24 protein-coding genes and 1 pseudogene are annotated in these 26,010 nt (G+C 61.2%); 20 read left to right on the top strand and 5 right to left on the bottom strand.

The annotated features are described in order from the left end of the window. Nucleotides 1–7 precede the first annotated feature (7 nt). The 4 genes from AC07UB_RS03960 (at nt 8) to AC07UB_RS03945 (ending at nt 4,376) form a co-directional block, all read left to right on the top strand. A complete protein-coding gene (locus AC07UB_RS03960) occupies nt 8–844 on the top strand; it encodes an ABC transporter substrate-binding protein (RefSeq protein ID WP_492788936.1) in 837 nt (278 codons plus the stop codon). Nucleotides 845–985: 141 nt separating this feature from the next. Continuing rightward, nucleotides 986–1,159, top strand: a complete 174-nt coding sequence (locus AC07UB_RS03955) for a hypothetical protein (protein ID WP_492788937.1) — start codon at nt 986–988, stop codon at nt 1,157–1,159. A gap of 132 nt (nt 1,160–1,291) precedes the next feature. Further along, a complete protein-coding gene (locus AC07UB_RS03950; protein WP_492788938.1) occupies nt 1,292–2,416 on the top strand; it encodes a molybdopterin-binding protein in 1,125 nt (374 codons plus the stop codon). A 10-nt stretch (nt 2,417–2,426) separates the two neighbouring features. After that, entirely contained in the window at nt 2,427–4,376 is a 1,950-nt protein-coding gene (locus tag AC07UB_RS03945; RefSeq protein WP_492788939.1) for a molybdopterin biosynthesis protein, read from the top strand. Nucleotides 4,377–4,386: 10 nt separating this feature from the next. Here AC07UB_RS03945 and mobA read toward each other — a convergent pair whose 3' ends face one another. From mobA to AC07UB_RS03925, 4 genes and pseudogenes are all read right to left on the bottom strand, one after another. Continuing rightward, nucleotides 4,387–5,019 carry a molybdenum cofactor guanylyltransferase MobA gene (mobA, locus tag AC07UB_RS03940; RefSeq protein ID WP_492788940.1) on the bottom strand — a complete coding sequence of 211 codons (633 nt, stop codon included), beginning with the start codon at nt 5,017–5,019 and terminating at the stop codon, nt 4,387–4,389. Continuing rightward, nucleotides 5,012–5,863, bottom strand: coding sequence for a formate dehydrogenase accessory sulfurtransferase FdhD (locus AC07UB_RS03935; protein ID WP_492792606.1), 852 nt, complete (start codon nt 5,861–5,863; stop codon nt 5,012–5,014). Before AC07UB_RS03935 ends, mobA begins: the two co-directional genes overlap by 8 nt. An 81-nt stretch (nt 5,864–5,944) precedes the next feature. Then, nucleotides 5,945–6,832: pseudogene (locus tag AC07UB_RS03930) on the bottom strand (Mrp/NBP35 family ATP-binding protein); the annotation flags it as partial. A 5-nt stretch (nt 6,833–6,837) separates the two neighbouring features. After that, the gene (locus AC07UB_RS03925) at nt 6,838–8,877 is read right to left on the bottom strand and encodes a 4Fe-4S binding protein (RefSeq protein ID WP_494652101.1); all 2,040 of its coding nucleotides are present in this window, start codon (nt 8,875–8,877) and stop codon (nt 6,838–6,840) included. A gap of 140 nt (nt 8,878–9,017) precedes the next feature. Between AC07UB_RS03925 and AC07UB_RS03920 the strand changes: the two genes are divergently transcribed. The 12 genes from AC07UB_RS03920 to AC07UB_RS03865 all read left to right on the top strand — a co-directional run bounded on the left by AC07UB_RS03920 (nt 9,018) and on the right by AC07UB_RS03865 (nt 20,331). Next, entirely contained in the window at nt 9,018–9,776 is a 759-nt protein-coding gene (locus AC07UB_RS03920; protein ID WP_494652102.1) for a biotin/lipoate--protein ligase family protein, read from the top strand. Nucleotides 9,777–9,781: 5 nt separating this feature from the next. After that, a complete protein-coding gene (locus AC07UB_RS03915; protein WP_492788943.1) occupies nt 9,782–10,354 on the top strand; it encodes a DUF6505 family protein in 573 nt (190 codons plus the stop codon). Continuing rightward, nucleotides 10,351–11,373 (top strand): DUF6352 family protein, encoded by a 1,023-nt coding sequence (locus AC07UB_RS03910; protein WP_492788944.1) that lies wholly within the window; start codon nt 10,351–10,353, stop codon nt 11,371–11,373. Before AC07UB_RS03915 ends, AC07UB_RS03910 begins: the two co-directional genes overlap by 4 nt. A 31-nt stretch (nt 11,374–11,404) precedes the next feature. Continuing rightward, nucleotides 11,405–11,914 (top strand): DUF3305 domain-containing protein, encoded by a 510-nt coding sequence (locus AC07UB_RS03905; protein WP_492788945.1) that lies wholly within the window; start codon nt 11,405–11,407, stop codon nt 11,912–11,914. After that, nucleotides 11,911–12,624, top strand: coding sequence for a DUF3306 domain-containing protein (locus AC07UB_RS03900; protein ID WP_492788946.1), 714 nt, complete (start codon nt 11,911–11,913; stop codon nt 12,622–12,624). Before AC07UB_RS03905 ends, AC07UB_RS03900 begins: the two co-directional genes overlap by 4 nt. A 114-nt stretch (nt 12,625–12,738) precedes the next feature. Then, nucleotides 12,739–13,524: a Cro/CI family transcriptional regulator gene (locus AC07UB_RS03895; protein ID WP_492788947.1), complete on the top strand. Its 786-nt coding sequence runs from the start codon at nt 12,739–12,741 to the stop codon at nt 13,522–13,524. Between the two features lie 40 nt (nt 13,525–13,564). Next, entirely contained in the window at nt 13,565–13,777 is a 213-nt protein-coding gene (locus tag AC07UB_RS03890) for a hypothetical protein (protein WP_492788948.1), read from the top strand. A gap of 13 nt (nt 13,778–13,790) precedes the next feature. Beyond that, nucleotides 13,791–16,757 carry a formate dehydrogenase subunit alpha gene (locus tag AC07UB_RS03885; RefSeq protein ID WP_492788949.1) on the top strand — a complete coding sequence of 989 codons (2,967 nt, stop codon included), beginning with the start codon at nt 13,791–13,793 and terminating at the stop codon, nt 16,755–16,757. A 14-nt stretch (nt 16,758–16,771) separates the two neighbouring features. Beyond that, nucleotides 16,772–17,368 carry a formate dehydrogenase FDH3 subunit beta gene (fdh3B, locus tag AC07UB_RS03880; RefSeq protein ID WP_028348819.1) on the top strand — a complete coding sequence of 199 codons (597 nt, stop codon included), beginning with the start codon at nt 16,772–16,774 and terminating at the stop codon, nt 17,366–17,368. 79 nt (nt 17,369–17,447) lie between these two features. Further along, complete coding sequence (locus AC07UB_RS03875) at nt 17,448–18,458, top strand: formate dehydrogenase subunit gamma (protein ID WP_492788950.1); 1,011 nt, start codon at nt 17,448–17,450, stop codon at nt 18,456–18,458. 84 nt (nt 18,459–18,542) lie between these two features. Next, nucleotides 18,543–19,070: a molybdopterin-guanine dinucleotide biosynthesis protein B gene (mobB, locus tag AC07UB_RS03870; RefSeq protein WP_492788951.1), complete on the top strand. Its 528-nt coding sequence runs from the start codon at nt 18,543–18,545 to the stop codon at nt 19,068–19,070. Nucleotides 19,071–19,074: 4 nt separating this feature from the next. Further along, nucleotides 19,075–20,331, top strand: coding sequence for a molybdopterin molybdotransferase MoeA (locus AC07UB_RS03865; RefSeq protein ID WP_492788952.1), 1,257 nt, complete (start codon nt 19,075–19,077; stop codon nt 20,329–20,331). Nucleotides 20,332–20,334: 3 nt separating this feature from the next. On the opposite strand, the gene AC07UB_RS03860 is transcribed toward AC07UB_RS03865, so the two are convergent. Continuing rightward, nucleotides 20,335–20,490 (bottom strand): hypothetical protein, encoded by a 156-nt coding sequence (locus tag AC07UB_RS03860; protein ID WP_492788953.1) that lies wholly within the window; start codon nt 20,488–20,490, stop codon nt 20,335–20,337. Between the two features lie 188 nt (nt 20,491–20,678). On the opposite strand from AC07UB_RS03860, the gene AC07UB_RS03855 reads away from it, so the two are divergent. The 4 genes from AC07UB_RS03855 (at nt 20,679) to fdhF (ending at nt 25,943) form a co-directional block, all read left to right on the top strand. Then, the gene (locus tag AC07UB_RS03855) at nt 20,679–20,918 is read left to right on the top strand and encodes a sulfurtransferase TusA family protein (protein WP_492788954.1); all 240 of its coding nucleotides are present in this window, start codon (nt 20,679–20,681) and stop codon (nt 20,916–20,918) included. Beyond that, nucleotides 20,915–21,289, top strand: a complete 375-nt coding sequence (locus AC07UB_RS03850) for a gamma-butyrobetaine hydroxylase family protein (protein WP_492788955.1) — start codon at nt 20,915–20,917, stop codon at nt 21,287–21,289. The genes AC07UB_RS03855 and AC07UB_RS03850 overlap by 4 nt, the downstream gene beginning before the upstream one ends. Before the next feature lie 182 nt (nt 21,290–21,471). Then, the gene (locus AC07UB_RS03845; RefSeq protein ID WP_492788956.1) at nt 21,472–23,181 is read left to right on the top strand and encodes an NADH-ubiquinone oxidoreductase-F iron-sulfur binding region domain-containing protein; all 1,710 of its coding nucleotides are present in this window, start codon (nt 21,472–21,474) and stop codon (nt 23,179–23,181) included. After that, nucleotides 23,178–25,943, top strand: a complete 2,766-nt coding sequence (gene fdhF, locus AC07UB_RS03840) for a formate dehydrogenase subunit alpha (protein WP_492788957.1) — start codon at nt 23,178–23,180, stop codon at nt 25,941–25,943. Before AC07UB_RS03845 ends, fdhF begins: the two co-directional genes overlap by 4 nt. The last annotated feature ends 67 nt before the right edge of the window (nt 25,944–26,010 follow it).

Genomic DNA, 26,010 nt, shown 5'->3' with positions numbered 1-26,010 from the left:
ACACATTATGAAACATCGATCAGCATCTTTTGCCGTTGCGCTCTCGCTGCTCGCGGTGGCATTCGCAACGCCGGTCTCCGCGCAGGACAAATCCATCGTGGTGGCATCAACCACGTCGACGCAGGATTCTGGCTTGTTCGGTCACATCCTGCCCTTGTTCGAGGCCAAAACCGGGATCGAGGTGAAGGTGATCGCGCAGGGCACCGGGCAGGCGCTGGACACGGCGCGGCGTGGTGATGCCGACGTTGTTTTTGTGCATGCCAAGTCGCAGGAAGAAAAATTCATCGCCGAGGGGCACGGCGTAAAGCGCTTCGATGTCATGTACAATGACTTCGTGATGATCGGCCCGAAAAGCGACCCGGCCGGCGTCGGCGGATCGAAGGATATCGTTGCCGCACTGAAAACCATTCAGGGAAAAGCACTGCCGTTCGTTTCGCGCGGCGACAAATCCGGCACGCATTCGGCTGAACTTGCGCTGTGGAAGCAGGCGGGCGTCGATATCGAGGCAACCAAAGGTCCGTGGTATCGCGAAATCGGGCAGGGCATGGGCGCCGCGCTCAATACGGCAGGAGCGATGAATGCCTATGTGATTTCCGACCGGGGCACCTGGCTCTCCTTCAAGAATCCTGGCGATCTGGTGATCGCGGTCGAAGGCGACAAGCGGCTGTTCAACCAGTATGGCGTTATCCTGGTGAATCCCGAGAAGCACCCAACTGTCAAAAAAGATCTCGGCCAGAGCTTCATTGACTGGATCCTGTCAACGGAAGGCCAGGGCGCCATTGCGGCTTATCAGGTCAACGGCAAGCAGCTGTTTTTCCCGAATGCCGAGAAAAAGGCGTCCTGAGGAGAGGGCTCAGAACGCAAATTGAAGCGGCTGTCTTACTTCTTGGTTTCGGGCGGACAGTCGGGCCGCACTGCCATCGGTTTTCCGTCGCTTTGCACCGTGGGAGCGGCGGAATTTGCGTGTCCGCCTGCGGATGGTAGGATGGCGCTCTTTTCAACGCCCATCGACGTATCACCGGTCTTGGCGTTGCCGGAAGTCGTGCCTGCCGACGATGTGGTGTTGCAGCTCGTTTCGGGCTTGTCGGAAGCGGCTGGTGTTTGTGCCGGCGAGGGCGTTGCGGCGAACAGTGCCACAAAGGCAGCAACGATGATTTGAGTGCGCATTTTGAGCCTCTGTGTGGGTGTAAAAGGAATGAATGAAACGTCCTCTCCAACGTGCCATGCTTGAGATGGTTCCCCGGTGCGCGCTGTTGATGCTTTGCAGAACGATCCGCTATCGAGCGTCAAGATGACACAGCGTTTGCCGGCTGCGCTGACCCCGCTCGATGTTGCCCTTCATTTGCTGCTTGACTGCGTGGGCCCGGTTGAACCTGTCGTTGTATCTGTTACGGACTCTGTCGGTAGCATTGCGGCTGTAATTGCGCCGCTGCAACTGGCGCATCCGGCGTTCAATATCGCGGTCTCCGACGGCTGGGCAATGCGATCCGAGGATATTGTCGGCGCATCGTCCTACTCGCCACTGCCGTTGGCCGCCTCGCCGGTATGGGTTGAGGCGGGCGATCGGATGCCAGCCCACTGTGACTGCGTGCTCGATGCCGATCTGGTTGAAGAGCTTGGACCGATGTTTCAGGTTCTCGCTGAGTCTGTTCCCGGTCATGGCATTCGTCGGGCGGGGGACGACATCGCCGCCGGGCGTTCGATCATCGCACCGGGGCAGCGGTTGAATGCGTTCGATCTGCTTGCAGTACGTGCCGCCGGGCTCGATCGCATTCCGGTTCGATCTCCGCGTATGGGCGTGATCAATGTGCCGTCCGGCGATGGCAATACCGCATCCTCGCAATTCATTTTTGAATTTGCGAAAGCTGCCGGTGCGCGTGCCGTCGTCTTGCAGGCAGAGAGACGCCATGCGTCCAGCATTTCCGCCGCTGTGGAGAGCGACGCTTACGATCTGATTGTAGCTGTGGGCGGCACCGGCCTCGGCCATACCGATTCAACGATCGACGCGCTGGCGGTCCATGGAGCCCGTTTGATTCATGGACTTGCACTCCAGCCCGGGCGCACCGCGGCAGTTGGAATGATCGGCTCGACGCCGGTGATCGCTGTTCCAGGCGCTCCCGATCAGGCGCTGGCTGCGTGTTTGGTGCTGGTTCAGCCGGTGCTGGATCGGCTCACGGCGAGGTCGCCGCGACGAGAACTTATCCGGCCGCTTGCGCGTAAGATTTCCTCGTCTATCGGTGTTGCGGAGATCGTCTTGCTGGAAAAATTGGATGAAGCCTGGATGCCGGTTGCCGTTGGACAACTCTCCCTTGAGGCAATCGCCCGCGCTGACGCATGGCTCGCCGTGCCGGGAGACAGTGAGGGCTATGCAGCCGGGACAACAGTCGGCGCGTTTTCTCTTCGCGACATGATGTGAGACTTTCACGATGATCAAGCCGAAGGCGTCGTCAAACAATGCAAACGTCGATCAGGATCAATTTCTGACGATCCTGTCGCGTGAGGATGCGCTTGCACGCTTTGAGGCTGCACTGTTCCCGCGCGATCTGCCGGCAGACGATCTCGCGCTGGCCGATGCGCTCGGGCTTGCGCTGGCGAACGATGTCGTGGCGGCCGTCGATGTGCCGCCGTTCGATCGCTCCAATGTCGATGGCTTTGCCGTACGCTCCGCCGATTTGGCGTCTGCAGGCGAAGCGCTGCCGGTTCGCCTGGGTTTGAACGATGAGGTAATTGCTTGCGGCACCGCGCCGCGACTGCCGGTGACACAAGGCACGGCGACGCCGATTGCAACGGGCGGTCCCATTCCCCGCGGCGCCGACGCCATTGCGATGGTGGAACACACGCAACCCGCAGGAGGTGACGCAATTGAGATCAGACGCTCGGCGTCACCCGGCCAGTTCGTGTCCTATGCGGGATCGGACATCGCGCGGGGCGAGGTTTTACTGCGCGCGGGAACGCTGATTGGTTCGCGTGAGATCGGAATGCTCGCGGCATCCGGAGTTGCGCGTGTCCCGGCGGTGAGAAAACCGCGGGTGGCGATTATGTCCACCGGCGACGAATTGGTACAGCCCGGCCAGCCGCTGCGTCCCGCGGCGATCTTCGACACCAATGGCGCGATCGTGACGGCGGCCGTGTCGGAGAATGGCGGCGAAGCGCGTTTTCTCGGCGCATTTCCCGACGATGAGGACAAGCTCGAAGCCGTGATGCGCGAGGCGCTGGCAACCAGCGACATGCTCATTCTGTCGGGCGGGACATCGAAAGGCGAGGGCGACGTTTCCCATCGTATCGTCGCGCGGCTTGGCAAGCCCGGCATTGTCGCGCATGGCGTCGCGCTGAAGCCTGGCAAGCCGCTGTGCCTCGCGGTATGCGACGGCAAGCCCGTCGTCATCCTGCCGGGGTTTCCCACGTCGGCCATGTTCACTTTCCATGACATGATCGTGCCGGTGTTGCGCCGTCTCGCCGGCTTGCCACCCCGCAACGATGCGCGGGTGACGGCGAAAGTGCCGGTGCGGGTTGCTTCCGAACTCGGCCGCACGGAATTCGTGATGGTCTCTCTGGTCGAGGGCGACGACGGATTGATTGCCTATCCGACCGGAAAGGGCTCTGGCGCGATCACGTCGTTCGCTCAGGCCGATGGATTCTTGAAGATCGACGCACTCGCCGAACAGATGCCAGCAGGCACACAAGCGGAGGTCTCGTTGTTCACGCCGCATGTGCGTGTGCCGGATCTCGTCATCGTCGGCAGCCATTGCACGGGGCTGGATCTGATCACAGCACCACTGGCGCGTGCCGGTCTGTCCGTACGTTCGATCTCGGTGGGAAGTCTCGGCGGACTGGCGGCGGCGCGGCGCGGCGAATGCGATCTCGCACCCATCCACCTGTTGGATGAGAAGACCGACACATACAACACGCCGTTTCTTATGGGGGGGCTCGAACTCGTGCCGGGCTACCGGCGTATGCAGGGCATCGTGTACCGCGCAGGCGACAAGCGTTTTGAAGGTCTGAGCGTGGAAGACGCGGTGCGGGCCGCGCTGAAAGACCCGTCATGCCTGATGGTTAACCGTAATCAGGGCGCTGGCACCCGCATTCTGATCGACCGCCTGCTGGGCGAAGCACGGCCGGACGGCTACTGGAACCAGCCACGCTCGCACAATGCGGTGGCGGCCGCTGTGGCTCAGAACCGTGCCGACTGGGGCATGACCATTGCTCCCGTCGCTCATGCGGCGGGACTTGGATTTATTCCGTTTGCCGAAGAGCATTACGATTTCGCGCTCGTGACGTCGCGCAAGCAGCGCCCTGCGGTTCAGGCGTTTCTCCGCGCGCTCAGTTCGCCGGATGTGCAAGGGACGCTGGAGCAGGTGGGTTTCCGGCCGGCGTAACTCATCCGGATCACGCGCCTCTGTCGAGCGCAGCGAACCGCTCTGCTTCCGCGATATCCTCGACCGTATTCGCGTTGAAGAATGGATCGAGCGGATCGGTCGGCCACGTCACCGTCGCGAGTTTATAGCGAGCGGTCCAGCGATCGATCTTGCGCATGTCTTCTGCCACCAGCGCGTGACGCAGTTCGCCGCGCAGCGCGACGTTCCATAGTCCGATCACAGGGTGGATCTGATCGCCGGAGGCAGCGACCGCGAGTTGCGCGCCTTCCTCGGTCCGTGCGCGCTGTAATCGCACAACGAGATCGCGCGGCAGGAACGGGCAATCCGTCGCGGCGCTGAGAACCCATTCGATATCCGGCCTGTGCGCCACAGCCCAGTCGAGCGCCGTGAGCACCCCGGCAAGAGGCCCCGCAAATCCTTCAACGGTATCCGCGACGACAGGCAATCCGAAGGAGGCGAAACGAACCGGATCGCCGTTGGCGTTGAGGATGAGCCCGTCGCACTGCGGCGCAAGCCGCGCGATCACGCGCTCCAGAATGGTGCGGCCGCCGATGGTTTTCATCGGCTTGTCGCCGCCGCCCATGCGCCGCGCGAGGCCGCCAGCGAGAAGCACGCCAAGCGTCGATGGCCGATCGTCAGTCATCGTCGCCGCCTTTGCGACGATGGCGCGGGGATTCTTCTGCGACGAAGGCGAGGTTCTGGTCGAACACGATCCGCTCTTGCCCGGAAAGCGCGATAAATCTCTTTCCCTTGGTGCGGCCGACCAGCGTCAGTCCCACTTGCCGTGCGAGCTGGACACCCCACGCCGTGAACCCGGACCGCGAGACCAGAATCGGAATGCCCATGCGGACAGTCTTGATCACCATTTCGGAGGTCAGACGGCCCGTCGTGTACATGATCTTGTCGGCGACATCGACGTTGTGCCGCCAGGCCCAGCCCGCGATCTTGTCGACCGCGTTGTGGCGTCCAACGTCCTCCATGTAGCAGATCGGCTCGCCTTCCTTGCACAGCACACAACCGTGGATAGCGCCTGCTTCGAGATAGAGCGAAGGCGCGGTGTTGACCGCATGGGTCATCTGATAGAGCCATGACGTACGCAACTCGGCTTGCGGCAGGGATGCGCCCTCGATGGCCTCCATCAGGTCGCCGAAGGCTGTGCCTTGCGCGCAGCCGGAGGTGAGCGTTTTCTTCTTCAGTTTCTCTTCGAAATTGGTGCCGTGCTCGGTGTAGACCACCACCACCTGCAGATCGTCGTCGTAGACTACCTCCGTCACGACGTCGTCCGGCTTCAGCATGTTCTGATTGAGCAGGTAGCCGAGCGCGAGATACTCGGGATAATCGTTGATCGTCATCATCGTGACGATTTCCTGCGCGTTCAGATAAAGCGTCAGTGGGCGCTCGACCGGCACACTGATCTCAACCGGAGCGCCGGTCTGGTCGATGCCGGTGACACGCTCGGTCAGCCGCGGATTCTTCGGGTCCGGCATTACGCGCGGCGCGGACACGCCTTTCAGCTTTAGCTCTTGGGATTTCGCGGTCCCGGACTTGATCCGTGTTTCGGTCATGGCTTACTCGATCACGATACGCGGCGCGGGCCTCGCCGCAATGCCGGTGGTGACGGACGTCCAGAGCCGGCGGGCGATGTCGATATAGTGCTTCGCGTGAACGCCTTCAGGGTCGGTCGCGACGATAGGGCGTCCGTCGTCCGACGTCTGACGGATCGCCATGTCGAGCGGAATTTCGCCCAGATAAGGAATGCCGCGCTTCTCGGCTTCGAGCCGCGCACCCCCGTGGCCGAAAATCGGCGTGACATGGTTGCAGGTCGGGCAGCAAAAGCTGGACATGTTCTCGATCAGTCCCAGCAACGGCACGTTGACCTTCTTGAACATCTCGATGCCGCGCCGCGCGTCGATCAGTGCGATGTCCTGCGGGGTGGAGACAATGACCGCTCCGGCCAGCGGCGTCTGCTGCGACATGGTCAGTTGCGCGTCGCCGGTGCCCGGCGGCAGGTCGACGACAAGAATGTCGAGGTCGTTCCATGCGACTTCGCGCAACATCTGCGTGATGGCCGACATTACCATCGGCCCGCGCCAGATCATGGCGTTGTCTTCCTCGACGAGAAAGCCGATCGACATCACCTTGACGCCGAAGCGCTCCATTGGCTCAAGCATACGCGGACCCAGCAGACGCGGCTTCCCGCGCAAACCGAACAGCCTCGGTTGCGACGGTCCGTAAATGTCGGCGTCGAGAAGCCCGACCTTCAATCCGATTGCTGCGAAACCGAGAGCGAGATTGCACGACGTTGTCGACTTGCCAACGCCGCCCTTGCCGGAAGCCACAGCGATGACATGTTTGGCGCCGGGAATTCCCGAGGCTTTCGATGTCGCGGGGGCCTGCAGGGTAGGATGGGTGACGGACAAATCCGGTCTCCTGATCGATGATGCGTGCGGGGCGCGTCAGCTTACTGCGATCCGAACGGATCGTTCTTCTTGGCTTCGCGCGCGCGCAGATAGTCCTCGGTCGACATCACCGGCGGGCGCTGCGGCCCGGCGTGCGGGTCGAAACTCTCGTTGACGACGGCCTCGACGCGGCAATCCGCGCACATCTTGATGACATCGAGCCGCCGCGCATTGGCGCCCTCGAACATCCAGTGTTTTTCCTGCAGCTTCGACAGCACGCGCTCGATCGAACTCCGGGTTCCGAACGGCGTACCGCAGGCGATGCAATGAAACGGCTCTTCTTCCTTCAAGACACGCAGCGGCGCATTCCAGGCCTGAAAATCAAGGCGCGGTTCCAGCGTGATGACATCCTCCGGGCAAGTCGACTCGCAGAGCCCGCACTGGACGCAAAGACTTTCGGTAAAGCGCAGCATGGCGCGGTCTGGATTATCCGAGAGCGCGTGGGTGGGGCACGCGGTCACGCAGGCATGGCAAAGCGTGCAGCCTTCGACGTTCAATTGCACTCCGCCGAACGGAGCGCCGGACGCAAGCGGCACGACGTCGACAGGCGAGGGGGCAGCAAGATGCAGTTCCCGGAATGTCGTCTCGAGCAGGCCGCGCTTTGCGCCGCGCGGCATGAAACTCGCGGGAGTGCTGCTCGCGATGCCGGCAGGCATGGCGTCGAGCATCGCGCGCAATTGATCGGGGTCGTCGGTCTCGATCACGCGGACAATGCCTTCACCGAATCCGATTGCGGCAACGATCGTTCCCGACATATCAGCGGCGCGATGCAATCCGGCTGTCTCATGCCGGGGCTGCGCTCGCGTCAGCAACGCGGCGCCCGCGCCACCAAAGGCGAAGACGGCGGCAATAGCTTCAGGCCCAAGCTGCGTAACTTCATTGACGCGGACCGGAAGCACATTTGCCGGCAAGCCGTCGCCGAACCGCGCGAGCGCACCGATGAGCGGTTCGCCGTGATCTCCGTCATGAAACAAGACGACGGCGTTTTCTCCGCCTGCCTTGCGATAGGTTTGGAGCAACGTCCGCAATCGCCGCATCAAGGCGTCGACGCTGGGCAGCGAATAGGACGCCGCGCCGGTTGGACATACCGACGCGCATGACCCGCAGCCTGCGCACACGTTCGGATCGATGGCGACGGCATTGCCGTTCGATGTGATCGCGCCGGTCGGACACACATCGAGGCACCGCGTGCAGCCGGTAATGTTGGAGCGGGAGTGCGCGCAGATCGACTCTTCAAAATGAATGAAGCGCGGCTTGTCGAAGGTGCCGACGAGATTGCCTGCATCCGCAATCGCGCGCTCGACAGCCGCTCGGTCGCGCGGATCAGCGCGCAAATAACCGGGCCGCAACTCGTGAGCCGGAAACAGCGGCAGGCCGCCGCTGAGGTCGAGAATGAGATCGCATGTCGAGGTCGCGCCGTTGCGCGAGGCTCCAAACAGCAGCTTGTTGCGCGAGGATGGCGACGGCAGAGCATAGTCGTCGATAGCGAGCTCAAATTTCCCGAGATAGCCGCGCGCGTTACGGATCGTCCCCTTCAGGACAGGAAACTCATTGACGGCGCGCGGTGTCAGGTCGCCCGGCTTGGTAAGTATAACGGTGATATCGAGACGATCGGCGAGGCGCCTGGCCGCATCGATGGCGACGTCGTCGCAGCCATAAATCAGCGCGACGCCGTCGCTCTCCAGCGTGACCAGCGAGATTGGCGGCATCTCTTCCGAGGCCGCCGCTATGAGCGCGGCGGCCTTCGGTCCGGCCGCTGCGGCGTCTTTCGACCAGCCGCCGGTTTCACGGATGTTGACGAAGGTGAGCGGAACTTGCGGGAAGTCCTCGGCGACCTCCTTGAACAGCGGCGCTTCCTGGGTGCAGGCCACGGTGATCTGCTCGCCTTCGGCGAGAGCCGCCTTGAACTGTCCGAGGTCTAGTCCGCAGAGCTGGTTCGCCTGCGACATGTTGGCCGCACAGCCGCGCCCGATCGCTTGCGCGTCGAGTGGCATGGTCTTCTCGCAACTGCAAATCAGAAGGCGGGACTTTGCGCCATTCATACTCTACGACCTTGAACCTTCCTCAGCCGCGCGACTATCTCACAATATGGTGCTGCAGGTGCCATCAGCGCAAGCACCGGCACCTTGACCGAGATAGCATAGACTGCCCAAATACAAAGAGCTTAGGGAATTTTTCTGCGATGATGGTTTCGCGTACTGCGCGGGCAGAACCGCCGCTCGATCTGCCACCGGGCTATACGCTCGTATCGCTTCGCGAGTACGGCGACGCGTTTGCCCATGGCTGCGACATTGCGGCCGAAGCCGGTGCTGGAACGCTGGTTTGGGTCCGGCGCTACGATCTCGTCGAGTTCGCGGTTGTGCTCGAACCGGACGAGCCGCTGGTGTCGGCACGCCGGGCATTCTTTGCGGGCATGAATGCGACTGCGGATGCCATTGCGGTCCATTGCCCGCCGGAGCGTCAGGTGAGCTTTACGTGGCCGGATACGATCCTGTTCGACGGCGGCGTGCTCGGTGGCGTGCGGCTTGGCTGGCCAAAAGATTGTGGCGAGGAGGACGTGCCGGAGTGGCTGGTGCTCGGCGTCATGTTGCGCGCTGCGGACATGGCACATGTCGGGGAAGCGGAAGCGGCGGGCGGAGTTGCGCTGTTGAACGAAGGATTTGAGATGGTGGATACCGAGGCGATGATCGGCAGTTTCGCCCGGCATCTCATGACGGCATTCGATCAATGGAACGAACGCGGCTTCGATCCGGTGGCGCGTGACTACCTGGAGCGGCTTGCCAAGGATACCGCCGGCGCACGGCGAGGGATCGACGTCAATGGCGATCTCCTCGTCAAGACGCCTGCGCCAAAGGAACCGCCGGGGCGAAGTAGCCTCGTTGAAGGCCTCGCAAAGGTGGCGTGGTACGATTCGGAGTATCGCGCTCCGAAGATGGGGTGAGGCGGATGATGAAACTTCCGCGCACGATCAGGCTGGATCCATCGGACACGTTTGTATTCGAGCGTGCAGCCGAGCCCGGCGAATGGGCCGTGTCGGGTGCGTTCGTGTTTTGGAACAGTGATCCTGCTGCGCTTGGACAAAAGCAGCGGGTCGCACTGCGATCCGGCTTTCTCGGCATCGACAGTCTCGGCTGGTCGACATTGGCCGTCGTCACCGAAGCAACCGAGATTGAATTGCTGGCCGTCATCGACCGGCTGGCGGCGCAGCTTGTGGCGACATTCGGCGCGCCGGATATCGAAGCCGCAAGGGCTGCGGCAGAGGAGGAAGTCGCGTTTGCTGCTTCCCTGTGCGATCACCCGCCGCAGACGATTCTGGCGGTGCAACGGAGCGTTGAAGACGGTGAGATCCGCGAGCGCTTCCGCACACTGAAGCCGCGCGAAACGGAGCGGGGTGCGGATCGATTGCACCATCATGCACCGGCCTTTACCTTCCATGAGATTGAGGGCGACGAACCGGTCGAAGAGGTCGATCTTCTCGGACTGGACAACACGAATCGTATCAAGGCGGATCGGACATGAGAGAATTCTGGGTGGCGTCGGGTCACCACCTGACGCGCCGTGCCGATCACGGCGGGCTGATTGCGACCCCTGAACTGATCATGGCGTACCTCGCGCGACCGGAATTGATGCCGCCCGATGACGCCTGCGACGCTGAACGAAAGCTGCACGCCGGTCTGTTGGCCGATCCGCTTCGGCCGGTCTCCAAAGCGGACATTGCGGCGCTTGCCGACGCCGACGCGCGCGAGAACTGGACGTTCATGATGGCGTTTCGCGACCGGCTTCTCGCGGCGCCCTCGCTTGAGGCCGTTTATGTGTCGCTGGCACGCAAGGGCGCGAGCGATCTGCCGCCGATCTTTCTCTCGCAACTGTGCCACCTGATCCTGCGAAATGCGCTTGAGGGCTGTGAAGATCCCTATGTGCTGCGCGCAGCGGAACTATTCTACCGCAGCCAGAAGGCCACGATTCATGAAGGCTCGCTGCTGTTGGCCGACGCCGAAGTCGTGGAGGCGCAGCACAACGCACAACACGACATCCATTCCTCGCCATTGACCGCGATGCTGCAGCCGCAGCAGGCTTTTGGCGAGATCGACGTTATGGATGACGACAACGCGTGGACCTATTGGTCGCGCTCGGATGCCCACGCGATGGTCATGAATCTCGGCGGCAATCCCAAGGCGCGCGACGGACTTTGCCGCGTGATCGAACGCTGGATCGCTCATCTTCTCGGCGTCACGGTGAAGGCTGAAACGGTCGCGTCGATCGAGGATCGCGATTGGCGCTGGTTTGTCGGCCTCGACAGCGAAGGCACCCGGATCGGAAATGCTCTATGGAACGGCGATACACCGGGCGCGGATGCAGCAGGCCGGATCGTCGCGTTAATCCGCCTGACCTTTGATGATGCGCGTTTTGTCGATGAACGTGTGGGTGCAAAACCGATCTATCTCATTCTGGCGATGGATGCGGACAAGGTGGTGCGCCTGAAGCCGCAAAATCTAGTGGCAGGCCTGCCGCTCGCGTCCGCTGCGAACGTCGCGTGAGTGACCGGCAACGGGAGGGTCAGCAATAACGATGACCGAGGTGTCCCGCGAAGTTGGCGTCGTGCTGCGCCGCCGCACAATCGATAATCCCTGGATCGACCATATGTGGTCGCCTGTGACGATTCTCGAGCATGTGCCGGCAACTGCGCCGTGGACGGTGCTGTCTCGCGAGGGCGATGCGACGCTGTACTATGCCGGCTGCGCGACGATCGAGTTGTTCAGCACGGATACGGCCAGTTACCGCGACAATCTTGCCGACGGCACCCCCAGGATATGGATTGCGCTGCGGCGGCAGGACGGTGGTCCCGAGCTTGAATTGACGAAGGTGACCGCCGATCCGACCGAAGGCGAAGCGATGTTCGAGAGCGGCATCGATGTCATCGGTACGGTTCCGATGCCGCCGGATATTGCGTCGTGGATCGCCGCGTTTGTCGACGAATTCCATGTCGAGCAGGTGTTCCACAAGCGTAAGCGCGACCGTGCGAATGTTGACCGTAAGCCCGACTACGATCCATCCGTCGAGCGGAAGGATGACACATGAGCCAGGATGAGAAAGGCGGCGAAAAGGATCGTGGCGAGAGCTTCCTGTCGCGCTGGTCGCAACGCAAGCAGGAGGCGAAACTGCCGACTGCCGGGGATCCGGCTGCAAAGGCCGATGAAAAGGCGGAAGCGTTACCTGCGCCGGTTGCCGAAAGCGTTGCCGAAGAGGAATTCGATCTTTCGAGCCTGCCGAAACTCGAGGACGTCACGGAGACCACCGACATCACCGGGTTCTTGCGCAAGGGCGTTCCGGAGCATTTGCGAAACGCGGCTCTGCGAAAATCGTGGGCGCTGGATCCTGCGATCCGCAACTACGTCAATCCGGCGCTGGACTACGCCTACGACTGGAACACGCCGGGCGGTGTGCCGGGAAACAGCGAGCTCGCGGCCGGGACGGACATCGCGAAAATGGTTTTACAGATCATGGGTAGTGATTCGGCTGCTGCCACTCCGCAAGAACCGGAGATCCAGCCCCTGAGTGATGCCGCCGGCGAGTCCGTCGATATTGATGCGCTGCAAAATCCTCAGCCGGATTTACCGCTTCAGCAGGTGAGATTGTCCGCAGCGGCAACCGCTTCAGCTCCCGCATCGGTTGATGATCCACACTCCGAGCATACGCCGGTTGAAAATGCGCGAAGTGCTGCATCCGACGGAGTCGGTGCACCGCAGCAAGAGGTGCGACGACATGGCACTGCAAAACCAAGGGTTTAGACAAAAGTCTTCGAGACATAGGACGAGCCTATGGTACACATTAGAACTAGAACAGTTCTAGTGAACGAAGATGCCTCGTTTGAAGGCACGGGTGGGGGGAACTCGGTTCGCACCATGCGGGACGCCGGTTTAGAGCAGGCAATCAAAGCAGCAGGCGGTGTTGCATCGCTGGCGAGAGCTGTGGGTATTTCGCAGCCTTCGATTTCGGCCTGGTCGCGCATTCCAGCGGAACGAGTCCTGACTATCGAGGCGCTCACCAGCGTTCCGCGTTTCATCCTTCGTCCCGATCTCTACGGATCAGCGGGGGCTGACGTGTTATCGACATCTAAAATTGATGAAATCGATCAGCTTCGCGCTGCAGAGTACGGGTTGCTTTCGTTGTTGCTCGGCAAGGCGCCCGACACGGAAACGCTTTCGCGCGTTGCAACGATCAAAGGCGACGCGTCTGATCTCGGCATGGCCCATGTCGAACTGGCCACAGCGGCCGAGATGGACGGGCACGCGGCCAGCAGGGAATTTTTCGATCTGTTCATTGGTCTGGGTCGCGGCGAGTTGCTGCCCTACGCCTCGTATTATCTGACCGGCTTTCTTCACGAGCGTCCCTTGGCGCGCGTCCGTGAAGACTTCGATTTGCTTGGAATCGAGCGAGCAGGACTGTCGCGCGAGCCGGAAGATCACATCGCGATCCTGCTTGAAGTCATGGCCGGTCTCGCTCGCGGGGAGTTCGATGCGGACTTCGCCATGCAGGCACGATTTTTCGAGCGGCATCTCAAGCCATGGGCGGCGCGAATGTTTGCCGATCTCGAGATGTCGCAATCCGCCAAATTTTACCGCGCGGTCGGCCGCGTCGGGCGCGTCTTTATGGAACTGGAATCAGAAGCTTTCACGCTGTCCGAGTGAAGCGGGAACGCAAAACGGAATCGACTGGAAGGAGATCGCGATGAGCAAACCGTCCAAGATCAAGATGCCCGACACGAAGGGGCTCGACCGCCGCCGGTTCTTCATGATGGGCGGATCGGCCGTCGCTGCCGCTGCGGTCGTGCCGATGGCGAGCAGCGAAGCTGAAGCGGACGAGTCGCAGGCCGAGCGCGTCAAGGCCCGCTACAAGGAAACCGCTCACGTCAAGGACTACTATCGCGTCAACCGCTATTGATGGAAGCACGCACATGTTGATCAAGCGAAAAGAAGGATCGGCCGGACGCGCGCGGTTGCAGGGTATCGCCGCTGGACTGGCTTCAGGCGTTCTTGATCGCCGCACGTTTCTGCGCCGTTCCGGTTTGGTGGCGGGCGCAGGCGCTGCGATCGGATTGTCGCCGCTCGGATCGGTGCGCAAGGCGCAGGCCGGTCCGAAGATTGTCGGCGCGCCGACCGAGATCAAAAAGAACGTTTGCACACACTGTTCGGTGGGCTGCACGGTGATCGCCGAAGTGCAGAACGGCGTTTGGGTCGGCCAGGAACCGGCATGGGATAGCCCGATCAATCGGGGTTCGCATTGCGCCAAGGGCGCGTCGGTTCGCGAACTGGTGCACGGCGACCGCCGCCTGAAATACCCGATGAAGTTGGTCAACGGCGAATGGCAGAAGATCGAATGGGATCAGGCCATCAATGAAATCGGCGACAAGATGCTCGAGATTCGCGCCAAGTCCGGCGCCGACTCCGTGTATCTTCTCGGTTCGGCCAAGTTCTCCAATGAAGGCGGCTACCTGTTCCGCAAGTTCGCCGCGTTCTGGGGCACCAACTCGATCGACCATCAGGCGCGCATCTGTCACTCGACGACGGTCGCCGGCGTAGCCAATACATGGGGCTACGGCGCCATGACCAATTCCTACAACGATATTCGCAACTCGAAGACGATCGTCTTCATGGGATCGAATGCGGCCGAAGCTCATCCGGTATCGCTCCAGCACATTCTGACCGGCAAGGAAATCAACCGCGCCAACGTCTTCGTACTGGATCCGCGCTTCACGCGCACCGCCGCGCACGCAACGGAATATGTCCGGTTCCGCAGCGGCACCGACATCGCGGTGATCTGGGGCATGCTCCATCACATCTTCGCCAATGGCTGGGAAGACAAGGAATACATCGCTCAACGCGTTTACGGGATGGACCAGATTCGCGCCGAAGTCGCGAAGTGGACGCCTGAAGAAGTCGAGCGGGTCACGGGTATCCCCGGTGAACAGGTGAAGAAGGTCGCGGAGACTTTCGCAAAGGTGCGTCCGTCCACATTTATCTGGTGCATGGGCGGCACGCAGCACACCGTCGGCACAGCGAACGTCCGCGCCTATTGCAACCTGCTTCTCGCCACGGGCAACGTCGGTGTGTTCGGAGGAGGGGCCAACATCTTCCGCGGCCACTGCAATGTGCAGGGCGCAACCGACATCGGCCTCGATATCACGTCGCTGCCGCTTTATTACGGTCTAGTCGAAGGCGCGTGGAAGCATTGGGCCCGGGTCTGGGAGGTCGATTACGACTATCTGCAGGCGCGCTTCGATGAGGTGCCTGCTAAGGCTGGACGTCCGGCCCGTACCCGCAAGCAGAACATGGAATTGCCGGGCATCCCGTGGACCCGTTGGTTCGATGCGACGCTTGCCAAGCCCGATGATGTCGATCAGCGCGACACCGTGAAGGGTGTCGTCATCATGGGGCACGGTGGCAACACCATCCCGCGAATGACCGAAATGGTGAAGGGCCTTGAAGCGCTCGAACTGCTGGTGGTCGCGGATCCGCATCCCACCACCTTCGCAGCAATCTCCGAGCGCAAGAACGGCACGTACCTGCTGCCCGCGTGTACCCAGTTCGAGACGTCGGGTTCACGCACAGCCTCGAACCGATCCCTCCAGTGGGGCGAGCAGATCGTCAAACCGATTTTCGAATCGAAAGACGATTACGAAATCATCTACCGGCTGTCGAAGAAGCTCGGCTTCGCCGACCCGATGTTCAAGAACATCAAGGTGGAAAACAATCGCCCGATCCCGGAAGACGTGCTGCGGGAAATCAATCGTGGTGGCTTCTCGACCGGCTATTCCGGACAGTCGCCGGAGCGCCTCAAGGCGCACATGAAGAACCAGGGTAAGTTCGACCTGGTGACGCTACGGGCCAAGAAGGATGAGCCGGAGATCGGCGGCGATTATTACGGCCTGCCGTGGCCGTGCTGGGGTACGCCGCAGATCAAGCATCCGGGAACACATACGCTCTACAACACGAACCTTCATGCGAAGGATGGCGGCGGCACGTTCCGCGCGCGCTTCGGTGTGGTGTACGAAGAAAAACAAGCCGACGGTTCGGTGAAGAACGTCAATCTTCTGGCCGAAGGCTCCTACAGCAAGGGCTCGGAACTGACCGATGGTTATCCGGAGTTTACCTATGGCGTGCTGAAGAAGCTCGGTTGGGACAAGGACCTCACCGAAGCTGAACTTGCCACCATCAACAAGATCGGCGGCAACAATCCGGACGGCGTGGGTTGGGCAGTCGATCTGTCCGGCGGCATCATCCGGGTCACGCTCGAGCATGGCGTGATGGCGTATGGCAACGGTAAGGCCCGCGCGGTGGCGTGGAATCTTCCCGATCCGGTGCCGGTCCATCGCGAGCCGATCTACACACCGCGTCCTGAGCTGGTTGCGAAGTATCCGACACGTCCTGACGGACGCCAGTTCCGCATGGCCAATCTCGGCTTCTCGATTCAGAAGGCGGCGGTGGACAAGGGACTTGCAAAGCAATTCCCGATCATCCTCACTTCTGGACGGTTGGTGGAATATGAGGGCGGCGGCGAAGAAACGCGATCCAACCGCTGGCTTGCTGAATTGCAGCAGGACATGTTCGTCGAGGTCAATACGTCCGATGCCGCCGAACGAGGCATCAAGGATGGCGGCTGGGTCTGGGTGACGGGCCCGGAAAACGGATCGAAGGCACGCGTCAAGGCGCTGGTCACCGATCGCGTCGGCAAGGGCGTAGCGTTCATGCCCTTCCATTTCGCGGGCTGGTTCCAGGGTGTTGATCAGCGCTCCAAGTATCCGAAGGGCGCAGACCCGATCGTGCTCGGTGAAAGCGTCAACACGATCACCACCTACGGCTACGATCCGGTCACCGGTATGCACGAGGGCAAGGCGACCCTGTGCCAGATCCAAACGGCGTGAGAGGAGAATAGAAGATGGCTCGCGTCAAATTTCTTTGTGATGCCGACCGTTGCATCGAGTGCAACGCCTGCGTGACGGCCTGCAAGAACGAACACGAGGTGCCGTGGGGCATCAACCGCCGGCGCGTCGTCACCATTAATGACGGCAAGCCCGGTGAACGCTCAGTGTCGATGGCCTGTATGCACTGTACGGATGCGCCTTGCGCCGCCGTTTGCCCGGTGTCGTGTTTCTACACCACGGCGGATGGCGTCGTCCTTCACTCGAAGGATCTCTGCATCGGCTGCGGATATTGTTTCTATGCGTGCCCGTTCGGCGCGCCCCAGTATCCGAAGGTTGGAAACTTCGGCTCGCGCGGCAAGATGGACAAGTGCACCTATTGCGCGGGCGGTCCGGAAGCAGACTCCACCCCGGCCGAATACGCAAAGTACGGTGCCAACCGGCTGGCCGAAGGCAAGCTGCCGATCTGCGCCGAAATGTGTTCGACCAAATCGCTGCTCGCAGGTGACGGCGCCATCATCGCTGAAATCTACAAGGAGCGTGTGATGAAGCGTGGCTACGGGTCGGGCATGTGGGGTTGGAAGACAGCCTACAGCGATTCACCGACCGGCTAGGGCAGGTTGCCGAAGGCCGTTCAGTGGCCTTCGCATCATGCTCAGGTCTTTCTTGAACGGAAACTGGAAGGTCGTACCGATGTCGATCTCGCTCTCAACCCTCAAGGCCCTATGTGCCGCTCTGGCGCTGCTGTTTGTGCTTGCGCAGCCGGCAGGGGCGCAACTGTCCTTCAAGCCTACCGCCGATGCCGTGCATGAAGACCAGCTTCTCAAGGCGCTGAAAGAGGGCGACAAGATCACCGGCAGGATCACTATTCCGGACCCGATGGCGTCGAGCCTGATTCAGCCCGCCGGTCGCGACTGGCGCGATTTTCAGCGTCACAAATTGCCCATCATCGGCGGTGTCGCTATCATCGGGATGCTGGCTCTTCTCGCGATCTTCCTGGCCGTGCGCGGGCGTGTTCGCGTCGAACACGGATTTTCCGGCATCAAGATTCTTCGCTTTGCCAGTTTCGAGCGGTTCACGCATTGGCTGACGGCGACCTGTTTCATCATTCTTGCGCTGTCCGGTTTGAACATCAGCTTCGGGCGCGTGCTGATCCTGCCGCTGTTTGGCGCGGAAGCGTTCTCGACGCTGACGGCCTGGGGCAAGATTGCTCACAACTACCTGGCATTCCCCTTCATGCTCGGCCTCGTGATCATGTTCCTGATCTGGATCAAGGATAACATTCCGGGGAAGCTTGATCTTGTATGGATCAGGAAGGGCGGCGGTATGTTGAAGAACGGCGAGCATCCGCCGGCCAAGCGCTTCAATGCCGGTCAGAAGGGAATCTTCTGGATCGTGATGATCGGCGGCGTGCTGATGTCGCTGTCGGGCTGGTTCCTGCTGTTCCCCTATATCCCCGCCAACGTCACGGCGCTGCAGTTCTGGACGGTCATCCATGCTGTGATCGCCATGCTCTTTATCGCTGCCATGCTGGCCCACATCTATATCGGGACGGTCGGCATGGAAGGCGCGTTCGATGCCATGGGTACGGGCGAGGTGGACCTCAACTGGGCCAAGGAGCATCATTCTCTCTGGGTCGAGGAAGAGCAGGCGAAGGGCCGTGCGCCCGATACCGGCAGCACGCGGCCCATGCCAGCCGAATAATTCAAGCTATCGATCAGGCGCATATCTATATAAAGGGACTGTCCGGCATGGTCGGGCGGTCTCTTTGAGTTTTTGGAGTGCGGCATGAAGGTGATAGGTCTTTCGGGGTGGAGCGGGGCAGGCAAGACGACGCTGCTTGCGCGGCTGATCCCGCATCTGATCGCCGAAGGTTTGCGTGTCTCAACGATGAAGCACGCCCACAGCAATTTCGATGTCGATGTTCCCGGCAAGGATTCCTGGCTGCATCGGCAGGCTGGCGCAACCGAGGTCCTGATTTCGTCGGGACGCCGCTGGGCCTTGATGCACGAATTGCGTGGCGCGCCTGAGCCTCCCTTCGCCGAGCTGCTGGCGAGGATGTCGCCGGTGGATCTCCTGATCGTTGAGGGCTTCAAGGCTGATCCGCATCCCAAGATCGAGGTTCATCGCGCCGCGAATGGCAAGCCGCTGATGTTTCCGAAGGATACGACGATCGTCGGTGTGGCCGCCGATATTTCGGTCGAAACGAGGTTGCCATCGGCTCATCTCGATGACATCGCAGCGATCGCGCGCATGATGCGAGCCTTGGCGGTGCGTATTGAAGATTTACCCGTGCGAGAGGCCGCGGGAGCCTGACGATATGGCCCAACTCTCCGATGATTGTTTCGCGTTCGGCGGTCCGATGATGTCGGTCGATGACGCCGTTGCCACGATCGCGGCCCGCGTCAGCTCGGTAACGGAGACCGAATGGGCCGATCTTGCTGACGCCGATGGCCGTGTCCTCGCATCAGACATCAGAGCGCCGCTGGCGTTGCCGCCATTCACCAACTCAGCCGTTGATGGATATGCGGTGCGCAGCGCCGATCTGCCCCGCGCAGGCGAGCAGGCGTTTTCAGTGTCCGGACGCGTTCAGGCAGGGTCGTCAGGTTTGAATGCAATCGCTCCCGGCGAAGCGGTTCGCATTTTCACTGGTGCGCCGATGCCCGCGGGCGCCGACACGGTCTTCATGCAGGAAGATGTGCAGATCGATGGGACAGGCAAAGTCGTGCTGCCGCCCGGCCTCAAGGCGGGCGCCAATGTGCGGCCCGTGGGCGAGGATATTCCCGAGGGCCATGATGCGTTGTTGGCGGGGCGGCAGTTGCGGCCGCAAGACATCGCTCTCATCGCGGCATTGGGGTTAACTCGCGTTGATGTGAGACGCCGGTTGCGCGTTGCCGTATTTTCGACCGGCAATGAAGTGGTGTCGCCCGGCGCGCGACGCGGCGCTGCCCAGTTGTTCGACTCCAATCGCTTCATGCTGACGGCGATGCTGAAGCGGCTTGGATGCGAAGTTAGCGATCTCGGCATTTTGCGCGACGAGCGCGCTTCTCTCGCGTCCGCTTTGAAGGAGGCCGCCGCCCGTCACGATCTCATCGTCACGTCGGGCGGCGTCTCCACGGGAGAAGAAGATCACGTCAAAGCCGCGGTGGAGAGCGTAGGCACGTTGGTGCTGTGGCGTATGGCAATCAAGCCGGGCCGCCCGGTGGCGATGGGCATCATCGGCGGCACGCCGTTTATCGGTCTGCCAGGAAATCCTGTGGCAAGCTTCGTGACGTTTACCTACGTCGTTCGTCCGACTGTTCTGGCGCTGGCCGGGACGGCACAAAAGAAGCCCATACCGATGCCGGTGCGCGCCGCCTTTAGTTACACAAAGAAGATCGGCCGCCGTGAGTATGTCAGGGTCAGTTTGCGCAAAAGCGGCGAGGGCGCGCTGGAGGCGGTGAAGTTTCCGCGAGAGGGCGCTGGCCTTCTCTCCTCGCTGGTGGATACCGACGGGCTGGTCGAACTCGGTGAAGAGATCGCCATGGTCAACCCCGGCCAGATCGTCGGGTTTATGGACTACTCAAGCTTGGTTTAATGCTCAGCTCGGCCCGACCAGGTTGTGGCCGGGATCGCCAACGCGAGCGCCACTTGTCGTGAACGCGACGTAGCCGGGCTCCTGAAACGTGTTGAGCAGCACCGACACGGCGGCTGCGGAAAGTCCCGCGAAAACCAGTGCGACGATGAAGATTCTCATGACACGTTTTCCCCCGACAAATCACTTGTTCCGGTTCCATTTTGGGCGTCGGCACTGAGCAAAGCAAGCCGCGCTTTCGTCGCACGTCCCGGATCAAACGAAACGTGCAAGGCCTTCTAAAATGGTGCATCGCAAGATGCGTCGCATGGGGCCGTTGACGGCGAATAGCGCCTCCGCCATTGAGGGGTATGGCCATGACCAAACTCGATCTCACAGGGCTCAAATGCCCGCTGCCGGTATTGAAGACGCGCAAGGCGCTGAAGGCGCTGACCGTGGGCGAACGGCTGGAGGTGCATTGCACCGATCCACTGTCGGTCATCGATATTCCGAACCTGATCCGGGAGACCGGAGATCGCGTCGAAATCACCGAGCGCGCCGAAAAACGAATCGTGTTCCTGATCGAAAAGATGGATGGGGCTGTCGCTTGAGCGGCCCCGTCTGGCCAACGGAAATTCGGCTTGCGAAAGACCGGCGCTCGCTGCGTATTGCGTTTGATGACGGCGCCAGTTTCGACCTGTCTGCGGAGTTGCTTCGTGTCACCAGCCCTTCCGCCGAAGTGCAGGGCCATTCCGAGGCGGAGCGGAAAACCGTCGGCGGCAAGCGCAACGTCGCTATTCTGTCGGTCGACCCGGTCGGAAATTATGCGGTGCGGATCGGTTTCGACGACATGCACAATACCGGGATCTATTCTTGGGCCTTTCTGTACGATCTCGGGATCAATGCCGAAACGCGCTTTCAAAACTATCTCGACGATCTGGCCGCGAAAAATCTGAATCGCGACAAGCCCGGCGTTCGTTAGCGATGTGTGATGTGCGGCGGCACACCGCAGGCAAGCGTGACCACCGGAATTTCATTTCATATTGCGGAACAGCGGAGCAACCGGCGTGATGCCGAGGCACAAACCTTGGAATAATTCTTGGCATATTGAATGCCAGGCCCTATCCTCCGAGGCTAAGAAGACCTTGGGGAAGAGACAATCGAATGAGCCACGGCGTCCAGAAAGTTCAGGCATTCGACCATCCGGGTGAGGGCCGCCGGCGCGCAAAATCGACACCGAAAGGTCGGCAAATCGATCCGCAAGCGGCTGAAGAAATTGAGCTTTTACTTGGCGACCGCTCCCGGCAGCGCGACCTGCTGATCGAGTACCTCCACCTTATCCAGGACAAGTACAACCAGATTTCCGCGGCCCATCTCGCGGCACTCGCCGACTCGATGAAACTGGCATTTTCCGAGGTGTTCGAGACCGCGACCTTCTATGCGCATTTTGACGTTGTGAAGGAAGGCCAGCCGGATCTGCCGCCGCTGACCATCCGCGTTTGCGATTCTCTCACCTGCGCGATGCTCGGCGCGGAAACGCTGTTGAGCGAATTGAAGAAGAACGCAGGTCCCGGCGTCCGTGTCGTCCGCGCACCCTGCGTCGGGCGTTGCGACACCGCGCCGGCTGCGGAAGTCGGACATCATTTCGTCGATCATGCGAGCGTCGAGAGCGTTCTGGCCGCGGTGAAAGGCGGCGACACGCATGCGCATCTGCCAAAATACGTCGATTACGAGTCCTACGTCGCCAACGGCGGCTATGCGCTGCTGAACAAGCTGCGCTCCGGCGCGATGCCAAAAGAGGATTTGCTGAAGGCGCTCGATGACGCGTCGCTGCGCGGTCTCGGCGGCGCTGGTTTCCCTACCGGCCGAAAATGGCGTGCCGTACTGGGCGAGCCCGGTCCGCGCCTGATGGCGATCAATGGCGATGAGGGCGAGCCGGGTACGTTCAAGGATCGCTACTATCTCGAAACCGATCCGCATCGCTTCATCGAAGGCATGTTGATCGGCGCACATGTCGTCGAAGCGACCGATGTCTATATCTATCTGCGCGACGAATATCCGGCGTCGCGCGAAATCATCGAACGCGAGATCAAGAAGCTGCCAGCGGGCGGACCCGTGCTGCATCTGCGCCGGGGCGCGGGCGCATATATTTGCGGCGAAGAATCCGCGCTGCTGGAAAGCATCGAAGGCAAGCGCGGGTTGCCGCGCCATAAGCCGCCATACCCGTTTCAGGTCGGTCTGTTCGGATTGCCGACGCTGATCAACAATATTGAGACGTTGTGGTGGGTGCGCGATATCGTCGAGAAAGGTGCCGGATGGTGGCAGGGGCAGGGGCGCAACGAGCGCCACGGTCTGCGCAGCTATTCGGTTTCTGGCCGCGTGAAAAATCCCGGCATGAAACTCGCGCCCGCAGGCGTCACGGTGCGCGAGCTGATTGATGAATTCTGCGGCGGCATGGCCGATGGACATACGTTCCACGCCTATCTGCCGGGCGGCGCTTCGGGCGGAATTCTACCGTCGTCGATGGACAACATCCCGCTCGATTTCGGCACGCTGGAAAAATACGGCTGCTTCATCGGTTCCGCCGCCGTCGTCATCCTGTCCGACAAGGATCAGGTCAAGGACGCCGCGCTGAACCTGATGCGTTTCTTTGAAGATGAGAGCTGCGGCCAGTGCACGCCGTGCCGGGTTGGAACACAGAAGGCGGCGACGCTGATGGAACAGCGCGTCTGGAACCGCGACCTGCTTGATGAATTGAGTCAGGCGATGCGCGATGCATCCATCTGCGGTCTGGGTCAGGCGGCGTCGAATCCGCTGACCACCGTCATCAAATATTTCCCAAATGAGTTCGCGCCCAAGGAAGCTGCAGAATGAGCAAGATTCAGTTCGAGCTTGATGGGAAAATGGTCGAAGCGGCGCCAGGTGAATCCATCTGGCAGGTTGCAAAGCGCGAGGGGACGGAAATCCCGCACCTGTGCTATTCGCCTGAACCGGATTACCGCGCCGACGGCAACTGCCGCGCCTGCATGGTCGAGATTGAAGGCGAGCGCGTGCTCGCCGCCTCCTGCAAGCGTATGCCCAATGTCGGCATGAAGGTGAAGTCAGCCAGCACGCGTGCCGTCTCCGCCCGCAAGATGGTGATGGAGCTTCTGGTCGCCGATCAGCCGGCGCGTGAAACCTCGCACGATCCCGACTCCAAATTCTGGAACTGGGCCGACAAGGTCGAGGTTACAGAAAGCCGCTTCCCCGCCAATGATCGCTGGGCCGGCGATAGCAGCCATCCCGCGATGAGCGTCAATCTCGATGCCTGCATTCAGTGCGGGCTGTGCGTGCGCGCGTGCCGCGAAGTTCAGGTCAACGACGTCATCGGCATGGCGTACCGCAATCACGACGCCAAGATCGTGTTCGATTTCGACGATCCGATGGGCGAGTCGACCTGCGTCGCCTGCGGCGAATGCGTGCAAGCGTGCCCCACCGGCGCGCTGATGCCGTCGGCATACCTCGACGCCAACCAGACCCGCACGGTTTACCCCGACAAGAAAGTGGATTCGCTTTGTCCGTTCTGCGGCGTCGGCTGTCAGGTGACGTATCAGGTCAAGGACGAGAAGATCGTCTATGCCGAGGGGCGCGATGGCCCGGCTAATCACAACCGGCTTTGCGTCAAGGGCCGCTTCGGCTTCGATTACATTCACCATCCGCATCGCATTACCAAGCCGCTGGTGCGTTTGCCGAACGCCGAAAAGAGTTCAACCGATCAGGTCGATCCGGCGAACCCGTTCACGCATTTCCGTGAAGCGTCGTGGGAAGAGGCGCTCGATATCGCCGCGAATGGTCTTACCAAAATTCGCGATACCAAGGGCGCCAAGGCGCTGGCCGGTTTTGGCTCGGCCAAGGGCTCGAACGAGGAGGCCTATCTGTTCCAGAAGCTGGTGCGCACCGGCTTCGGCTCCAACAATGTCGACCACTGCACGCGGCTGTGTCACGCCTCGTCGGTGGCGGCGCTGATGGAAGGCGTGAATTCGGGCGCGGTGTCCGCACCGTTTTCCGCCGCCGCCGATGCCGAGGTCATCATCATCATCGGCGCCAATCCGACGGTGAATCATCCGGTCGCCGCGACCTTCATCAAGAACGCCGTGAAGAAGGGCGCCAAGCTGATCGTCATGGATCCGCGCCGGCAAGCCTTGTCGCGTCATGCGACAATGCATTTGCAGTTCAAGCCGGGTGCCGACGTGGCGATGCTCAACGGTATCCTGCACACGATCGTCACCGAAGGGCTGACCGATGCACAATACATCGCGGGCTATACCGAAGGCTTCGATGACCTCAAGGAGAAGATCAAGGACTTCCCGCCCGAGAAGATGGAGGCGATCTGCGGCATTCCTGCGGAGACTCTGAAAGAAGTCGCGCGGATGTACGCCAAGGCGAAGTCGTCGATCATTTTCTGGGGCATGGGCGTCAGCCAGCATGTCCACGGCACCGACAATGCGCGCTGCCTGATCGCGATGGCATTGACCACCGGACAGATCGGCCGTCCGGGAACCGGATTGCATCCGCTGCGCGGCCAGAACAACGTGCAGGGCGCATCCGATGCCGGTCTCATTCCGATGCTGCTGCCGGATTATCAGCCGGTCGGCCGCATCGACTTGCGCGAGCCGTTCGAGAAGGTTTGGGAACAGAAGATCGATCCGGTTCCGGGACTGACCGTTGTCGAGATCATGGACGCGATCCACGCCGGCACTATTACCGGCATGTACATCGAGGGTGAGAACCCGGCGATGTCCGATCCGGATCTGCAACATGCCCGCGAGGCGCTGGCCAAACTAGAGCATCTCGTGGTGCAGGATCTGTTCGTGACCGAAACGGCATTCCATGCCGACGTCATCCTGCCTGCGTCGGCGTTTGCCGAGAAGGTAGGGTCATTCACCAACACTGACCGCCGCGTGCAGATCGCGCGCCAGGTCATCAAGCCGCCTGGCGATGCACGTCAGGATTTGTGGATCATCCAGGAAATCGCCAAACGCATGGGATGCGACTGGAATTATGCCGGTCCCGCCGATGTGTTCACCGAGATGGCAAGTCTGATGCCATCGCTAAAGAATATTACCTGGGAGCGGCTGGAGCGCGAGGGTGCGGTGACCTATCCGGTCGACGATCCGTTCAAGCCCGGCAACGAGATCATCTTCACCACCGGCTTCCCGACCCAGAGCGGCCGCGGCAAGATCGTGCCAGCGCGTGTCACTGCACCGGACGAAATTCCGGACGCAGACTATCCGATGGTTCTTTCCACCGGCCGCGTTCTCGAACACTGGCACACCGGCTCAATGACCCGACGCTCCGAAGTTCTCGACAGCATTGAGCCTGAGGCAACAGCGTTCATGTCGCCGAAGGACATGCGCAAGCTCAATGTGTGGCCCGGCGATTTCGTCCGGCTGGAGACTCGCCGCGGCGCCATCGAGGTCAAGATTCGTTCCGACCGGGACGTGCCGGAGAACATGGTCTTCATGCCGTTCTGCTACGCCGAAGCGGCCGCGAACCTGCTGACCAACCCGGCACTCGACCCGTATGGAAAAATTCCGGAGTTCAAGTTCTGCGCGGTGAAGGTGGAGCGCGCCGAACTGCGCACTGCGGCGGAATAGCAGGCCTGCGCCGCGCGAGGCGCGGCAACGGCTATGATTCCCACACGACCTTCTGAGCCGAGGCGGC

The sequence above is a fragment of the Afipia sp. GW821-FHT04G03 genome (genome assembly GCF_059419985.1).
The sequence above is the reverse complement of the archived record's forward strand: the minus strand, read 5'-3'. Positions and strand labels throughout refer to the sequence as shown.

Coding starts and splice junctions, on each gene's coding strand:
- AC07UB_RS03960 (WP_492788936.1), top strand. CDS start 8: ATGAAACATCGATCAGCATCTTTTGCCGTTGCGCTCTCGCTGCTCGCG.
- AC07UB_RS03955 (WP_492788937.1), top strand. CDS start 986: ATGGCGCTCTTTTCAACGCCCATCGACGTATCACCGGTCTTGGCGTTG.
- AC07UB_RS03950 (WP_492788938.1), top strand. CDS start 1,292: ATGACACAGCGTTTGCCGGCTGCGCTGACCCCGCTCGATGTTGCCCTT.
- AC07UB_RS03945 (WP_492788939.1), top strand. CDS start 2,427: ATGATCAAGCCGAAGGCGTCGTCAAACAATGCAAACGTCGATCAGGAT.
- mobA (WP_492788940.1), bottom strand. CDS start 5,019: ATGACTGACGATCGGCCATCGACGCTTGGCGTGCTTCTCGCTGGCGGC.
- AC07UB_RS03935 (WP_492792606.1), bottom strand. CDS start 5,863: ATGCCGGACCCGAAGAATCCGCGGCTGACCGAGCGTGTCACCGGCATC.
- AC07UB_RS03925 (WP_494652101.1), bottom strand. CDS start 8,877: ATGAATGGCGCAAAGTCCCGCCTTCTGATTTGCAGTTGCGAGAAGACC.
- AC07UB_RS03920 (WP_494652102.1), top strand. CDS start 9,018: ATGATGGTTTCGCGTACTGCGCGGGCAGAACCGCCGCTCGATCTGCCA.
- AC07UB_RS03915 (WP_492788943.1), top strand. CDS start 9,782: ATGATGAAACTTCCGCGCACGATCAGGCTGGATCCATCGGACACGTTT.
- AC07UB_RS03910 (WP_492788944.1), top strand. CDS start 10,351: ATGAGAGAATTCTGGGTGGCGTCGGGTCACCACCTGACGCGCCGTGCC.
- AC07UB_RS03905 (WP_492788945.1), top strand. CDS start 11,405: ATGACCGAGGTGTCCCGCGAAGTTGGCGTCGTGCTGCGCCGCCGCACA.
- AC07UB_RS03900 (WP_492788946.1), top strand. CDS start 11,911: ATGAGCCAGGATGAGAAAGGCGGCGAAAAGGATCGTGGCGAGAGCTTC.
- AC07UB_RS03895 (WP_492788947.1), top strand. CDS start 12,739: ATGCGGGACGCCGGTTTAGAGCAGGCAATCAAAGCAGCAGGCGGTGTT.
- AC07UB_RS03890 (WP_492788948.1), top strand. CDS start 13,565: ATGAGCAAACCGTCCAAGATCAAGATGCCCGACACGAAGGGGCTCGAC.
- AC07UB_RS03885 (WP_492788949.1), top strand. CDS start 13,791: ATGTTGATCAAGCGAAAAGAAGGATCGGCCGGACGCGCGCGGTTGCAG.
- fdh3B (WP_028348819.1), top strand. CDS start 16,772: ATGGCTCGCGTCAAATTTCTTTGTGATGCCGACCGTTGCATCGAGTGC.
- AC07UB_RS03875 (WP_492788950.1), top strand. CDS start 17,448: ATGTCGATCTCGCTCTCAACCCTCAAGGCCCTATGTGCCGCTCTGGCG.
- mobB (WP_492788951.1), top strand. CDS start 18,543: ATGAAGGTGATAGGTCTTTCGGGGTGGAGCGGGGCAGGCAAGACGACG.
- AC07UB_RS03865 (WP_492788952.1), top strand. CDS start 19,075: ATGGCCCAACTCTCCGATGATTGTTTCGCGTTCGGCGGTCCGATGATG.
- AC07UB_RS03860 (WP_492788953.1), bottom strand. CDS start 20,490: ATGAGAATCTTCATCGTCGCACTGGTTTTCGCGGGACTTTCCGCAGCC.
- AC07UB_RS03855 (WP_492788954.1), top strand. CDS start 20,679: ATGGCCATGACCAAACTCGATCTCACAGGGCTCAAATGCCCGCTGCCG.
- AC07UB_RS03845 (WP_492788956.1), top strand. CDS start 21,472: ATGAGCCACGGCGTCCAGAAAGTTCAGGCATTCGACCATCCGGGTGAG.
- fdhF (WP_492788957.1), top strand. CDS start 23,178: ATGAGCAAGATTCAGTTCGAGCTTGATGGGAAAATGGTCGAAGCGGCG.